General features: G+C 29.4%; 19 protein-coding genes. 2 read left to right on the forward strand and 17 right to left on the reverse strand.

Annotated elements, in window-relative coordinates:
• Positions 1–95: 95 nt before the first annotated feature.
• Positions 96–494: a CvfD/Ygs/GSP13 family RNA-binding post-transcriptional regulator gene (locus tag OZJ21_RS03780; protein ID WP_003701513.1), complete on the reverse strand. Its 399-nt coding sequence runs from the start codon at positions 492–494 to the stop codon at positions 96–98.
• Between the two features lie 119 nt (positions 495–613).
• Between OZJ21_RS03780 and OZJ21_RS03785 the strand changes: the two genes are divergently transcribed.
• Complete coding sequence (locus OZJ21_RS03785) at positions 614–1,639, forward strand: NAD(P)/FAD-dependent oxidoreductase (protein ID WP_003705821.1); 1,026 nt, start codon at positions 614–616, stop codon at positions 1,637–1,639.
• Between the two features lie 60 nt (positions 1,640–1,699).
• The gene (locus OZJ21_RS03790; protein ID WP_003701516.1) at positions 1,700–2,341 is read left to right on the forward strand and encodes a VTT domain-containing protein; all 642 of its coding nucleotides are present in this window, start codon (positions 1,700–1,702) and stop codon (positions 2,339–2,341) included.
• A 91-nt stretch (positions 2,342–2,432) separates the two neighbouring features.
• Here the strand turns inward: OZJ21_RS03790 and OZJ21_RS03795 are convergent, their stop codons facing one another.
• The 16 genes from OZJ21_RS03795 to ccpA form a co-directional block, all read right to left on the reverse strand.
• Positions 2,433–3,077 carry a TIGR01906 family membrane protein gene (locus OZJ21_RS03795; protein ID WP_003703909.1) on the reverse strand — a complete coding sequence of 215 codons (645 nt, stop codon included), beginning with the start codon at positions 3,075–3,077 and terminating at the stop codon, positions 2,433–2,435.
• The gene (locus OZJ21_RS03800; protein ID WP_268857481.1) at positions 3,077–3,850 is read right to left on the reverse strand and encodes a TIGR01457 family HAD-type hydrolase; all 774 of its coding nucleotides are present in this window, start codon (positions 3,848–3,850) and stop codon (positions 3,077–3,079) included. Before OZJ21_RS03800 ends, OZJ21_RS03795 begins: the two co-directional genes overlap by 1 nt.
• Positions 3,851–3,860: 10 nt before the next feature.
• A complete protein-coding gene (locus tag OZJ21_RS03805; protein WP_003701520.1) occupies positions 3,861–4,445 on the reverse strand; it encodes a YutD family protein in 585 nt (194 codons plus the stop codon).
• Positions 4,446–4,522: 77 nt separating this feature from the next.
• Positions 4,523–5,128 (reverse strand): metallophosphoesterase family protein, encoded by a 606-nt coding sequence (locus OZJ21_RS03810; protein ID WP_003705814.1) that lies wholly within the window; start codon positions 5,126–5,128, stop codon positions 4,523–4,525.
• Positions 5,129–5,225: 97 nt separating this feature from the next.
• Positions 5,226–6,587, reverse strand: a complete 1,362-nt coding sequence (locus tag OZJ21_RS03815) for an amino acid permease (protein WP_003705813.1) — start codon at positions 6,585–6,587, stop codon at positions 5,226–5,228.
• A gap of 160 nt (positions 6,588–6,747) precedes the next feature.
• Positions 6,748–7,767: a class I SAM-dependent methyltransferase gene (locus tag OZJ21_RS03820; protein ID WP_268857482.1), complete on the reverse strand. Its 1,020-nt coding sequence runs from the start codon at positions 7,765–7,767 to the stop codon at positions 6,748–6,750.
• Positions 7,768–8,119: 352 nt separating this feature from the next.
• Positions 8,120–8,584: a competence type IV pilus minor pilin ComGF gene (locus OZJ21_RS03825; protein WP_081533760.1), complete on the reverse strand. Its 465-nt coding sequence runs from the start codon at positions 8,582–8,584 to the stop codon at positions 8,120–8,122.
• Positions 8,550–8,804, reverse strand: a complete 255-nt coding sequence (locus OZJ21_RS03830; RefSeq protein ID WP_003701527.1) for a hypothetical protein — start codon at positions 8,802–8,804, stop codon at positions 8,550–8,552. Before OZJ21_RS03830 ends, OZJ21_RS03825 begins: the two co-directional genes overlap by 35 nt.
• Positions 8,785–9,225: a competence protein ComGD gene (locus OZJ21_RS03835; RefSeq protein ID WP_003701528.1), complete on the reverse strand. Its 441-nt coding sequence runs from the start codon at positions 9,223–9,225 to the stop codon at positions 8,785–8,787. The genes OZJ21_RS03830 and OZJ21_RS03835 overlap by 20 nt, the downstream gene beginning before the upstream one ends.
• Positions 9,209–9,511: a prepilin-type N-terminal cleavage/methylation domain-containing protein gene (locus OZJ21_RS03840; protein WP_003701529.1), complete on the reverse strand. Its 303-nt coding sequence runs from the start codon at positions 9,509–9,511 to the stop codon at positions 9,209–9,211. Before OZJ21_RS03840 ends, OZJ21_RS03835 begins: the two co-directional genes overlap by 17 nt.
• Positions 9,511–10,584, reverse strand: a complete 1,074-nt coding sequence (gene comGB, locus OZJ21_RS03845) for a competence type IV pilus assembly protein ComGB (protein WP_050806379.1) — start codon at positions 10,582–10,584, stop codon at positions 9,511–9,513. The genes OZJ21_RS03840 and comGB overlap by 1 nt, the downstream gene beginning before the upstream one ends.
• Positions 10,520–11,503 carry a competence type IV pilus ATPase ComGA gene (comGA, locus tag OZJ21_RS03850; protein ID WP_003701531.1) on the reverse strand — a complete coding sequence of 328 codons (984 nt, stop codon included), beginning with the start codon at positions 11,501–11,503 and terminating at the stop codon, positions 10,520–10,522. Before comGA ends, comGB begins: the two co-directional genes overlap by 65 nt.
• Before the next feature lie 103 nt (positions 11,504–11,606).
• On the reverse strand, positions 11,607–12,530 hold the full coding sequence (rbsK, locus tag OZJ21_RS03855) for a ribokinase (RefSeq protein WP_003701532.1): 924 nt from the start codon (positions 12,528–12,530) through the stop codon (positions 11,607–11,609).
• Positions 12,531–12,653: 123 nt separating this feature from the next.
• Positions 12,654–13,382, reverse strand: coding sequence for a YebC/PmpR family DNA-binding transcriptional regulator (locus OZJ21_RS03860; protein ID WP_003702892.1), 729 nt, complete (start codon positions 13,380–13,382; stop codon positions 12,654–12,656).
• A 106-nt stretch (positions 13,383–13,488) separates the two neighbouring features.
• Positions 13,489–13,977: a VanZ family protein gene (locus OZJ21_RS03865; RefSeq protein WP_268857483.1), complete on the reverse strand. Its 489-nt coding sequence runs from the start codon at positions 13,975–13,977 to the stop codon at positions 13,489–13,491.
• Positions 13,978–14,075: 98 nt separating this feature from the next.
• Complete coding sequence (gene ccpA, locus OZJ21_RS03870; RefSeq protein WP_003705800.1) at positions 14,076–15,083, reverse strand: catabolite control protein A; 1,008 nt, start codon at positions 15,081–15,083, stop codon at positions 14,076–14,078.
• Positions 15,084–15,226 lie beyond the last annotated feature (143 nt).

A 15,226-nucleotide genomic window follows, 5' to 3' on the forward strand; every position in this document is an offset into this window, starting at 1 on the left:
CATCAATTGATGTCAACAACAATTTAAAAATTATTTTTGATGTCGTCTTTCGTAACAGACAACGATATATACTATACCTTGATTTTAATATCTCGTCAATAGTTTTTTTTATTTTTTTCAATATCTTCTAATGCCTCGTTTATCCACTTAGACATTCTCTTAGAAATAGGCTTGAACCCTTCTTGAACATGCTTATTAGTCCAATATTTTCGATGATTAAATCCTGGGCGTCTTTTTTCTCTAGAAAAATCAAAAGCTTTTTCTAAACATCTTATTGATAAACTTATCTTCCCAGTATACTCATCGATATCTATTATCATGACTCTTACCATTTGCCCAACTTTCAAAAAATTTCGAATGTTATCTACATACCCATGGTGACATTCAGAAATGTGTATCAATCCTTGAGTACGATTATCTAAACTGACAAAAGCTCCATATGGTTGAATACCAGTTATTCTGCCTTCAATTATCATTCCTATACGATAACGCATATATTAACCTCCCATTTATTTCTATATTCTATAATAACTGACTATCAGTTCTTTTACCATTTTATTTTATTTTTTATTTATGCTATTGTATCCTTAGTAATTTTTTAGGAGGGTAATTTATGCCTGAAGATAACTTATATGATATTTCTATTATTGGTGGTGGCCCTATTGGTATGTTTGCCGCTACTTATGCAGGAATGCGTTCAGCCAAAGTCCAATTACTTGAAAGTTTAGGACAACTTGGAGGACAACCTCAAGCTTTGTTTTCAGAAAAGACAATCTACGATATTCCTGGATTTAGTTCCATTTCCGGTAAAGACTTAATTAGAAATTTAAATACACAATTACAGCAATTTAATGTTGACGTATATGTTAATAGTCCTGTTTTAAATATTCAAAAAACTGAGAAAAACCAATTTAAAATAATTACTAATAATAGAATCAGTTATAGTAAATCTGTTATTATTTCTACCGGAATTGGTTCATTCGAACCACGTCGCCTTAGAATAGCGAATGCTGAAGCACTAGAAAACGATAAATTATTTTATACTGTCAGCGATCCATCAATATTTGAGAACAAAACTATTGCTATTGCTGGTGGTGGTGATTCTGCTATAGATTGGGCCTTAGAATTAAACACTATTGCAAAAGATACTATTGTTATCCATCGTAGAAATCAATTTAGAGCTATGGAATCAAATGTAGCTAAGTTAAAAGAGTCTGATTCAAAAATAATGACCCCCTACACTATAGATAACCTTAGCACAGACAATTCTCATAATAACCTTACTATACAACTTAAAAAAGTACGTACTAAAGATACTGTTGAATTATCAGTAGATGCTTTATTAGTAAATTATGGTTTTATGTCTAACAATAGCATTTTAAAGTCATGGGATTTAGATCTAATAACCACCAAAAATAATTTAATCCCTGTTAATTCCAAATTAGAAACAAATCTTCAAAATGTTTATGCTATTGGAGATATTGCTAATTATCCTGGTAGAATAGATTTGATAGCCGTTGGTATGGGAGAAGCACCTATGGCTGTTAATAACGCATTGGAATCACTTTATCCTGAAAAAATTCAGCCAAAACATAGTACTCAACTTGTTAAAAATATTAAAAATAAAGAAAATAACTAATTATTTTCTTTTTTATATGGTATTATTAATTTTCAAATAACTTATTAAGGAGTAAGTACCTTGAACTTTTTAATTGATTTCATTCTACATATCGATGCACATTTAGTTAATATTGTTAATAGCTTTGGTAATTTAACTTATTTAATTGTTTTTGGAGTTATTTTTATCGAAACAGGTGCCGTTATAATGCCATTTTTACCTGGTGACTCTCTATTATTTGCTGCTAGCGCTCTATCAGCTAGTAGTGAGTATCATCTAAATATTTGGCTTTTTATTATACTATTTTGGCTTGCTTCTGTTACTGGCGACTCACTAAACTATTTCATTGGTCATAAAGTTGGACGCTCTGTTTCACAACATCACTTTTTTGGTAAATTTATTAAAGAAGAAAACATGAAGAAAACTGAAGCATTTTTTGAAAAACATGGTGGCATTGCTATCTCATTAGCAAGATTTATGCCTATTATCAGAACCTTATCTCCTTTTGTTTCTGGTGGTACAGGAGTTAAATATTCTACTTTCATTAAATATAATTTACTAGGAGCAACAGCTTGGGTTCTCATTTGTTGTGGTGCCGGATACTTTTTTGGTAATATTCCGGTTGTTAAAGAACATTTTTCCTTAGTTATTATTGGAATAATTGTAGTTTCTTTAATTCCTGCTATTGTAGGAGCTCTCAAAAGTAAACTTTCAAAAAATTAATAATAATTTTATTTATATACTAAAAAAACGGATAGTAGATTCAAAAATGGATCCACTATCCGTTTTTTTACTGTACAAAACTTTTACGTTCCTATTCTCGCCTTAATCTATTTTTTAAAAACCAATTGAATGTATACATAACCAATTCAAAAATTACTACTATTTCAATAAAACATGTTTCAAAAAATAATTCTGGTAAAGCTTTTATAATTGGTGTATTTGCCGGATTAAATATCCAGTCTCTATTGTTAAATAGCAATTGATGAAATACTATAAATGCATTTGAAAAGTCCAAGCAAACTATACATACCAACATTAAAATAATTATATTTGATACTTTAAATAAATTTAATAAATTCCACCATTCTGTTTTTGTAAAAATTCTTCGCCACATAATTCCAATCATTATTGAAGTAATTAATAAAACAATGTAGTTAAATTCAAATAATTTTTTTACATCTTCAAAGTGGTGTATCGCGCTAACAGATAGTGGTAATTTAGTATGTAACGTTTCTATCCAAGGAAAATTCAAATAATATAAAATTGTTTTATATTCATGCCACAACTCATTACTAGTTAAAAAAACTTTTTTATCCAAGTGCTCTAACTTTATAAAAATATAGTATAACCAATCTGAATTAATAGTGATACTTATTGCCAAAGATAATACAAAAAAGAATAATATTACGCCAAATAGTAGTAATATTACTCTTTCTATCCATATAGATCTAATCATTATTGCCACTCATCTAAGCTATTAATTTCATATGTTGGCTTAATTTTTTCTTTTGCTACATCTTCTCTAGTAGAGACTCCCGTATATACCAATAATGTATCTATATCCGAAGCTATTCCTGCTTTAATATCAGTATTATAATTATCCCCAACCATAATTACATCATCAGCTTTCATATTCATCTTTTTCAATGCTTTTTCCATAATTATTTTTTCAGGTTTTCCAACATAAGTCGCCACTTGCTGTGTTGCTCTTTCAACTAAAGCAATGACGGAACCTGCTCCTGGCACTAAGCCTCTTTCATTTGGCAAATTAGTATCAGGATTAGTACCTATAAATTTTGCTCCTCTCTTAATAGCCAATGTAGCTAATTCGAATTTATGATATGTAACATCATAGTCTAAACCTACTACAACATAATCAGGAGTAACCTCTTCAAAGCGGAATCCTTTATCCATCAATGCTTGCTTTAAACCAAGTTCTCCAATTGCATATACTTTTCTTTTATTTTCATCTAAATCAGCTACATAATCAGCTGTTGCCAATGCTGTAGTATATACATTTTCTACAGCAACATGAATATCAAAATTCATTCCTAAATTTTCTACTACAGCTTCCGGAGTTTGAGTACTATTATTGGTTAAAAATAGAAATGGAATATCTTTCTCTTGTAATCTTTCTATAAATCTCTTGGCTGCAGGAATTTTTATCTTTCCTTTGTACATTGTTCCATCTAAATCTATCAGGTATCCTTTATACTTTTCTAAATCCATAAAATTCTCCCTATTTTTGCCTAATTGTAAAATGTCTATGCTTTGTATTTTTCTTTGATACAGACTTCAAATGAGCATTTTTCTTATTTTTCTGTGATCGTATATTATATCTCTTTTCATTTGTGAATACATTATTTTTAGAGTTATGTTTCTTAGAACTAGATTGTGATTTCCTCTTTGAACTCTTCTTCCTAATATTAGCAGGTATTGGCTCTGGTGTCTGCACTTCAAGATTATGAAGAATAAAGTAGGAACAACCAAAATTACAATATTCATATAAGTAATCATCTAGCCTCTCTATACTTTGATAAGGTGATCCTTTCTTGCTACCAATCTCATAAAAACCACGTAATCTTAATTGATCATATCCCCAATCACCTACAATATAATCATATTTAGTCAAAATTTGGCTAAATCTCTCACCTAATCGTTCTGCGTTAAAACCTTCATGATAATTCTCAACTAAATCATAAGGTCTCCCATCAATTTTTATTCGGGTCTCGTTAATTACTAATACTTCACTTGCTGCTGCTTCGATAGTTTCAGCCTTTTTTGCAAGTTGTACTTCCCGCCTTTCTTTTCTTTCGCTATTCAAAAATCAATTCCTCCTAGCTTAAAATCATCAGTTAATTATATACCTTATATTCCCACTCTTACAAGTTTCTTTCTCATCTACCATCTTTTTTTATGATCTATTAACTTAGCCTCTATAATCTTAAATAAATTCTTTTCTGATATAGGTGTTCCAAATGGTAGTTTATTAATTAAATAATCTATATCTGCTGAGTCAACTCCAACATTAATATTCCACGGTAAATTTACACTGGAGTGGTGAATATGTCCATGAACATTAACTCTATTTTTAGATGGTCCTACCAATAATGGATAATGAGTTAAAAATAATTGATAATGATTTAATTTTAAAATTAAGCCAACATCTATAAAAGTAAATTTCATTCTTCCATCAGGTAAAATAACATTATTTTTATCTATAAATTTAAATAATGCTCTTGAATCATGGTTTCCCTTCAAAAATACAATTTGCCCCTTTAATTTCTTCAATATTTCCAATACTCTTTTTAAATCTTCTTTTTTACTATTTATAAGTGCTATATCTCCTAAATGATAAACTGTATCATTATCATTAACAACACTATTCCAATTTTCAACTATTGTATTATTCATATCATTTACTGAAAAAAACATTCTATTAGCAAATCGTGTATCATGTATCAACTCTTTATGGAAAAAATGTGTATCTGCAGTAAAATATTTCATTTCATACTCTCCTAGTTAGTTATTAACATATTATTATAATAATAAAATAAAAAAACAGAATTAAAAACACTTAGCGTATTTCTAATTCTGTTGAATCCTAATTTCTTTTTTTAATACTACTAATCATATATAACATTACAAACCAAGCAATCGCAGCTATCAAAGCAAATAATGTTGTTTTTTCCAAGCACATTATTACTCCTACGAATATTAAGAAAGCCAACACTAAATAATCAGTCCATGGATGAAAATGTAATTTAAATTCTCCCTCAGGAATGTTTTGTTTCTTTTGTTGCTTTTTAAATTCCAAATGACATACAACAATTGCGCCCCAAATAAATAAGAAACAAGTTGTCGCAACACTAGACACAAATGTAAATAAAGATGTATTAGATACTACAAAGTTAGCTAATACTGCTATTGCTATTATAATAGCAGAAAAAATTAAACCATTCGCTGGAACTTGTTGTCTGGACAATGTGCTCATTTTTTTTGCGAATTTTCCCTTTTTACCCCAGTTAAGCGAGAATAACATTCTTCCGGTACTGAATAATGCACTATTAGTAGCCGATAATGCAGCTGTCAATACAACAAAGTTTATAATTCCAGCAGCAAAAGTTATACCTATATTCTGAAATACTTGTACAAAGGGGCTTTCATTTATTGAGATGGAATTCCATGGATATATGGACATTATTGCTAGTAAAGACCCTACGTAAAAAATAATTATTCTTAACGGAATTTCATTAATAGCCTTTGGAATAACTTTTTTGGGATTTTCTGCTTCTGAAGCAGTAATTCCAACCATTTCAATTCCAATAAAGCCAAAAGTCACCATTTGGAAAGATAGCAAAAATCCTTTTAAGCCTTTTGGAAATAATCCTCCATAACTATACAAATTCCCTAAAGTAGCATGTCCTACCGGTGTCTTATAACTAACTATAACCATCGCAATTCCTGAAACAATTAGTGCAATGATAGCAATAATTTTGATTAAAGAAAACCAAAATTCTGTTTCTCCAAATAGCCCCACTGTAACTAAATTCAAAGATAACAATACAACTACTGCAACTAATCCTGGAACCCACTGTGGTATATTAGGAAACCAATATTCTATATATAGACCTGTTGCCGTAACATCTGCCATAGCAATCGTTATCCAACAAATCCAATATGTCCATCCAGCTATAAAACCTATTTTTTCTCCTAAATATTTAGTAATAAAATCTATAAAAGAATGTGTATTTAAATCTGATAAAAGAAGTTCCCCCATTGCTCTCATCAGAAAGAAACATATTAACCCTGTTATACAATATGCTAAAACAATAGATGGGCCTGCTAAGTGGATAGACTTTCCTGATCCTAAAAATAGTCCAGTTCCTATCGTCCCTCCTAATGCTATTAATTGGATATGTCTACTTTTTAAATTTCTTGCATATCCTTTATTTTCTTTGTTCATATCAATATATCTCCAATTCATTAATATTCAATACTATCCAGTTTAAAACATTTTTTTACTTTAGTAAAATTCAACTATTTCATTTATAGTTGAATTTAATTCACTTTTAGACAAAAAAAGAACTATAAATCCAAATTATCGAAATTATAGTTCTTTTTTTCTAATTAAAATAAATATTTTTCTTTGCCCAACTTACTATTTCATTTATAAATTTTTTAAATTCCTCTTGTTTTTTAAAGCTAGGGAAATCGCCCAATAATACTTCTTCTGCCTGTTTAGCCTTATTTCCCTTCTTTTGTACAATTAAAATTGATTTCATCGATTGTTTATCATTAAATAATTCTGTTGGTAAGTTTAATAATCCTTGCAAATAACCAACTTTTTGAATATATTTAAGCAATTTAACCGAATCTTTTACTTCAAAAATCCCTCTAGGTACAATAAATATTCCTATTCCATCTTCTTTTAATTGCCTTATAGATTTTTCAATTAATACATAATGAGCATATGAATGTCCATCATTATTTTTGGTGATATAGTCACTCACTTTGTCATCTATTGGATAATATCCAACCGGCAAATCTCCAACTACTAAATCCGTTTTAGGGATTAACAACTCTTCTATAGCATCCTGATGATATAATTCAATATTTTGCTTTTGGAATTGCGTGCTTATACTTGCCAAAGCTAATAGCGTATCATCATTATCTATTCCATAAGCTTGAATATTTTTGTTTTGCTTATCTAAATTATTATAAATATCAGTAAGTAAGTTTCCTGTACCTACACAAATGTCTGTAATTGTTAATACTTTTTTAGAGTCAGCAAATAACTCTATTAGATAAGATACTATCATCCCTATTGAATCTGGTGTCATTTGATGATTAGCCTGAATCTTATCTTCGCTATAAGATTTTAAAATTAATAATTGTATAACCTGTCTTTTTTCATCAGTTTCTAAGTTCTTTATATTACTATCAGCATACAATTCTTTTAACTTTGCTACTGTCTTTTTATCAGGCTTATCATCCTCTACATGAACTTGATTATTATCTAAGATATTCTCTAAAGTTTCAATTAACGCATCAAGATAAGTTGTTTGTAGATTTTTTTGCAGTTCCTTTACTGCTTCTTCAAGTAAACTGTATTCTTTCTGTATCTTTTCCATTTTACCTATCAAGAACTAGCCCTCCTGTTACTATTAATCTTTAATAGTGTAGCTAGTTTATGCAAAATTTTCAAGTTTATTGATTATCACTTAAATTGATACTCTCTACCATTTTTTAATATAATAATATATTTTCTTCTTTCTTTATCCCACTTAACTTTGCCATAATTAAAATTCTCGCTATCACAATTCTTTCTTTTGACTACTTCATACATCACTCTAGCTCTATAATAATTTACCTCTCTGCTATAGGCTAAAATTTGCCATTTAAAAAGTAATATCTGTCCTAAAAATATCATAAGAAAGAACATCAAAAAGTATATGCTAGTATAAATTAAATAACCTTCTTCTCTGAAACTACTTTTCATTTTTTTCGATCCATTATATATTCTTCGCTATATTCTCTACCGTGTATCCGAATTGAAATAAAAATCGACTTCCTATTTTCATCATATCTCCACTCTACCTTTTGAACATTGTATAACAAGGGCATATACCCATCAATTTTTCTTCGCATCCTGATTTGTTGCTTATATAAGTCCAATTCATAAAAATCATCCATCGCATCGCTATATAAAATCAATTCATCATTCTCATTGTCAACACGTACATATTTAAAATCCAAATTACTACTTTCTATAACTGATCTAAATTGCTCCCACTGCAATCTATCATTTTTAGTTTCATTTGCATTGATTTTCCACACTATTTGGAGTGTAGAAAATATTATCATACATGTTAAACAAGTAATTCCTATTGCTATTATTGTTTCTAATAATGTAAATCCACTCTTTTTACTCTTTTGATAAAGTTTCAACTTTGTTTTCATAACTAACTTGTATTTGTTTAAAATTTACTAATTCATTCTTATCCATACTTCGCACTCTATTGAGTAATAAATGCATTCTTTCTTTATCCTCAATCTTTAAATTCTCTTGATTATTTAGAGACTGATAATTTGTTAATAATATTAAAATTCCACTACAAATTATTATTAAACCTATTATCGAATCAGCTAATACAAATCCTTTATTGGTAAGTTTTAACATAATATTTAGCACCATATCCCATTTGAAATACAAATACATATCTTCTTCCTAATGATGAGAAAATTTTTATTGTTTTAGGTGTAACACTACCATTATCACTAATTTTTACAACATTAGTATCTCCGTGCATAGTAGACGGATATGAAAATTCATAGTCATTTGTTGTTCTATCTTTATTATATTCAGAAAATCGAACTAAATCGTGATAAAAATAAACATTAGTATGTTTTTCCTCTTGAATAGATTTTATTGTACTTTGGTTCCATTTTCGTTCAAAATTTTTTATAAATTGTCTTTCTTCATAATTTTGCCAAGTTATTTTTATAGGACGATATGCCAATAAAATCAATACCATAAATATTCCTAAAACAATTATCATTTCTAGAAGAGTATACCCTACCAAATTATTCTTTCTTACCATTATCTAGTTTAATCTCTATATTTTTCTTCTTAATTTGATCATATTGATCATTATTTAAATAATTGGCTGATTTCAACTCATCTATTGTTACTGTATTAGTATTCTTTTCATCCATATATAATTCAGCTTGTGTATTTAATTGAGTCTGCAACGCCTTATCATTTACAGTATTTGCGTGCTTTCTCTGTGTACCTATATTCGGTAATATAATTAAAATTAATAAGCTAATAATAAATAAGACAATTGCCATTTCAATTAAAGTAAATCCATACCTTTTCCTTTTCATTAATATAAACCTCCTAGAGTTTTGTATATTGGTAAAAGAATTGTTAAATAAGTTCCAACGATAATTATCGCTATCACGATAAATAGTATTGGTTGAACTAACTCAATCAACTTATCAATTAATTTTAATAACTTCCTATACGAGACTTCTGAATAAACTGCTAGCTCATTGCTTATGTTTTCCAACGTTTCTCCCTTATTTAAAAACAATTTCAATTCAGGAGGGATAAATGGATATTTTTTCACTAACTCATCAGGCATACTTCCAGCATCTAATAATTCTCTTAATTGTTGTCCTAATTGATACAGTAAAGATTGCTTATCAAATTCATTTAAAAAGCTACATATTTGTTTTAAATCTAGTCCACTTTTCAAAAGTAGTGACAAATTAAAGCTCAAATAGTAGTAGCTATATTGTCGATAAATCTTACCTATAATTAGCAATTGGCTATACCAATGATGTCTAGTTATAGTTTCTTGTTTACTCCACCATCTCAAAATTTTTAATACATATAGTACTATTATCAAAGCCACTAAAATTAGACTGTATTTACCAACTACTGTCCAATTAATAATCGACGATGTTCTTACACTATCTTCTCCAAAATTATTAATAGTTGGCTTCAACCAAAACTTTATTCCTAACATAATTATTATCAACATAAAAAATAAAATCATTGGATACACCATTAAACTCTTTAATTTATTTTGCTGCTCCACTCTTCTTTCAAGTAAACTCCCCAATTGCTTGATACTTTTCTCCATTTCTCCATGTTGCTCTGCAATTAACAATTGATAATAGGTTGATTTAGAAATATTCTCTTTTAAAGCATCGCTAATCTTTGTTCCCATCAGCAAGTTTTTCTTTACTTTATGAGAAACTGAATAAAATTCTGGCATTATATTTTGTATACTTATCAGAGACTGCCGTAAGGAAAATCCTGCTGATAATAAATCTGATAATATAGAGAAAAAAATTGCTTGTTTCTTTAAACTCCACACTTTTTTATTATCCTTCAATAAATGTTTCAAAACTTTCTTTATTAATCCAGTTATTAAGGTAACAATACTCAAGTTTTTCTCTCCAGTCTTTAGTCATTCTACTTTGAATATTTCCTTGAATGATATCTTTATCTAAATCTTTTCCTTCTATTTGATCAAACAGTACTTTAGCTCCTCCATCTATTGTTGGAATTAATCTCTGATATGAGATTACCTGCATCGTTTGTTGAAGTTCTTCATCACTAATACCTAAGTTTTTCAACCTTTGATAAACACCATATACATTACGAGCATGAACTGTTGTCAAAATCAGATGACCACTCAAAGCAGCATTTATTGCTACTTTAGCAGTCATATTATCTCTAATTTCTCCAATTAAAAATACATCTGGATGATGCCTTAATGCTACTTTCAATAACTCAGAATACGACATCTGAGCTTTATTGTTAACTTGTAATTGTAAAAAATTAGGCTCATATATTTCAATTGGATCTTCAATACTCATAACATGTTTTTCATTAGCTAACTTTCTAGCTAAATTGTACATAGTCGTTGTTTTACCTGAACCCATTGGTCCTGAAAAAACAATTAATCCATTTTTGATACAAGCTTTTTGTAAAGTGTAAATCTGCTCTTCAAAAAAATAGTTTTCTTCAAAAAAAGTACTAGGAAATATCAGTCTTACAACCAAGGATTCATTCCCTAAAAAATCTCCTACACTTGATAGTCTACAAAAGACTTCATTTTTTTCATCACTATATATCCATGATCCAAGTTGCGGACGTCTTTTTTCACTAACCGCCATATTAGATTGAAATTTCAAATAATTAATCAACTGTCCTCCAAATTCTTTACTACATTCCTTTATTATGCGATTCGTTCCTAAAACATTCACTTTAATTTGGTATCTATCATTTTTTGGAAAGAAAAATATATCGCTTGCTTTTAGTGATATAGCTTCTTGCAACAAAATTTCAACAGATTTTTTCATTAACTCACCTCCTCGTATATATAAATACGCAAAAAAACTTTTTATTCTAAAAAAAATTCCTATAAAACAAATTTTTTCGTTCTATAGGAATTCTTATTGCTTTTTATTTATTATTTAACTGTTTTTCTACATCATCTTTATATGGTATTGATGGAATCGCACCTAATTTTTGGACAGCTAGAGAAGAAGCCTTACTTGCGTAAATAATAGCTTCTCTTAAATTGCTAAAACTTGTATCTAATTTAGATACTAGAGCACCGATAAAGGTATCACCAGCAGCTGTAGTATCAACCGCTTCAACTTTAAAAGCAGGTACTAATTCACAAATGCCATCTTTTGTCTTATAATAAGCACCCTGCTTACCTAAAGTAATAATAACATTATCAATACCTTGATCAATTAATTTATCAGCTGCTTGTCTACATGTATCTTCGTCAACTACTTTTATTCCAGTTAACAATTCAGCCTCTGTTTCATTAGGAATTATTAAATCTATATTTTTCTTTAGTTCGTCTAAAATATCAGTCGCTGGTGCTGGATTCAAAATTGTCTTTACATTTAACTCACGTGCTAATTTAAATGCTTCATTTGTCACTTCTAGAGGTGTTTCAAATTGGGCTACTAAAAAATCACTATCCTTGATATCATTCATTGCATTTTGTATAACGGTAGTTTTTATAGCTTGGTTTGCACCACCATAGATTACAATGCTATTTTCACCACTTTCTTGCAATAAAATAAACGCTTGACCAGTTCCTTCATTTAATTTTGCAACATTATTAATATTAATTCCATCTTCTTTTAGGAGTTTCAACATCATCTCACCTTGAACATCATTGCCAACTCCACCAATAAATGTTACATGTGATTTAGATCTAGCAGCTGAAATAGCTTGATTTGCTCCCTTTCCTCCGCCTGCAACACCTATATCGTCCATTTTCAATGTTTCACCTGGCTGTGGTAATCTGGGTATTCTCAGAATAGTATCAACATTCAAGCTTCCCAAAACAGTTACTTTATTACTCATACCTTTGATAACCTACTTTCTAGTATGTATTGCTATTTAAAGCATAACTAAAAAATAATAATTTCACAAGCAAAAAAAGATACCAGCAATAAAATTATCTACTAGTATCTTTTTAAATAATTATTAATCTTCAGGGAAATCAGCAGATGTGTATACTTCTGACACATCATCTTCATCTTCTAATCTATCAATTAATCTTTGTAATTGTTCTACTTTATCAGCAGGAACGGGTACTGTATTTTGAGGAACCATTGTTAATTCAGCTGTTGCTAAATCGTATTTCTTTTGTAATTCATCACGTACATCCGCAAATGCCTTAGGATCAGTATAAATTTCAAATACTTCATCTGAAGTTTGTAAATCTTCTCCACCTGCTTCAATAACATCTTCAAACATTTGATCTTCATCAACGTCTAAATCTTCTCGCGCAATAGCAATGTAACCCTTACGATCGAACATAAAGCTAACTGAACCTGTTTCACCTAAGTTACCGCCATTTCTATTAAAATCAGCACGTACAGCAGAAGCAGTTCTATTACGATTATCAGTTAAAGCATGTACTAAGATAGCTACACCAGCTGGACCGTAACCTTCATATGTAATTTCTTCATAATCAGCACCACCAGTACCAGTTGCCTTATCGATAGCACGTTTAATGTTATCCTTTGGCATGTTAGCTGCACGAGCTTTATCCATAATTAGGCGTAATTGTGGGTTTCCATCTGGGTCAGGACCACCACTCTTTGCAGCCATATAGATTTCTCGTGATATTTTTTGGAAAATTTTTCCACGTTTAGCATCTTGGGCGTTTTTGCGGCCTTGGATGTTATGCCATTTTGAATGTCCTGACATTTCTAAAACCTCTTTCCGATTATATAAATTCATTAATTTAGGCAATAAGCCATTTCAAATTATAGCAAATAATTTATTAACTATCAATCAAAGTATATTTATAATATTATTTTTTTCTTCTAAAAAAATATAATATAACCATCGTGATTATAATTCCTGTTAAAGCACCTATTCCATCCAACATAACATCTTCAAAAGAAGGCGTTCTATCTCCAGTAATCATTTGATGAAATTCATCAATTCCTGCATAGCCAACTGCTGCCAAATACGAGAAAAATGTTGCTTGCCATTCCTTTAAATTATCCTTTAATGTCATATAAAATCCTAACCCCATAACAAAATAAGTGGAAAAGTGTGCCAATTTGCGGATAAAAAATTCAACAAATTTATAATATCCAACTTCTTTAATAGATATTACAGAATGTCCATATGAAAATGAAACTTGACTTAAAATATCCTTGAATGGTTGAGATGTAAGATATTTTTGTAAAAATGGTACAGAAGATTGCTCTTTATACGTCATAGATGAACTTATAAATAGCAATATCATAATAAAAATTGATAAGTATAAATATTTTTCTGATTTTATTTTCACTTTTTAAAATTTCCTTTCAGATCATCTAGCTAGCTATTTCTAATTAAATATTAAAAAAACTAATCAAGATATACTCGATTAGCTTCTATAACTTCTAACTATTTTGTTGATCCACGCTTGATATAACCATAAGGTAGTTCAATAGTTTTTTCATCAGCTGATGTTTCTTCTTTGTTCATCATCTTAGTTAAGAAACGCATGGATACCGCACCGATATCATACAATGGCTGAGTAATGGATGATAACTTAGGTCTTACTAGTTCAGTTAATTTAGAATTATTACTTGTTACAATTTCAAAGTCAGTTGGAACCTTAGCACCTGCATCTTGCGCACCATTTAATACACCAACAGCTAATTCATCATCACCTACATAAGCTGCAGTTGCCCCAACTGATTGTAAAGCTGGCCATAAAATTTCACCTGAATGGTAACTATAATCTGTTTCAAAAACTAATTCTTCATCATAGGCAATTCCATTTTTAGATAAAGCATTTTTATAACCTTGTAATCTATATTTACTATTAATTGGTTCTGACAATGGTCCAGAAATGAAAGCAATTTTATCATTACCATGATTAATTAAATCGGAAACTGCTTCTTCTACAGCATCTACATAATTAATATGAACACTTTCAAATTCTTCTTTATCATCTAAAGAACCAGCCAATACTACAGGTGTCTTGGTTTTATCAATTTGCTTACGAAGTTCATCAGTAATCTTATTTCCCATGAAAATAATACCGTCAACTTGTTTGGCTAATAAAGTATTTAACACTTGCAATTCTTTTTGTTCATTAGCATCTGAATTAGCCAAAATTATGTTGTATTTATACATGGAAGCTACATCATCAATACCTCTAGCAAGTGAAGAGAAATAGACATTAGTAACGTCTGGAATAATAACTCCAACAGTTGTTGTTTTCTTACTTGCCAATCCTCTAGCAACTGCATTAGGACGATAGTCAAGTCTATCAATGACTTCTAAAACTTTTTTTCTAGTAGCAGGTTTTACATTAGGATTACCATTTACTACCCTAGAAACTGTAGCCATAGAAACATCTGCTTCTCTAGCAACATCATAAATTGTAATTGTTTGTTTTTCCATTCTTCTTTCATCCTCGCATTTGTTTTCATTTTTATTTTCATAATCCTATTATAGATTATCAAAGAAGTTATAAAATTGCAAGCGTTTCATAATTTTATTAATTTATTCTTTTCCATTTGTTTTCATAATTGCTTATTTTATAT

Origin of the sequence: Ligilactobacillus sp. UO.C109 (assembly GCF_026847815.1) — a bacterium.
GTDB lineage: Bacteria > Bacillota > Bacilli > Lactobacillales > Lactobacillaceae > Ligilactobacillus > Ligilactobacillus salivarius.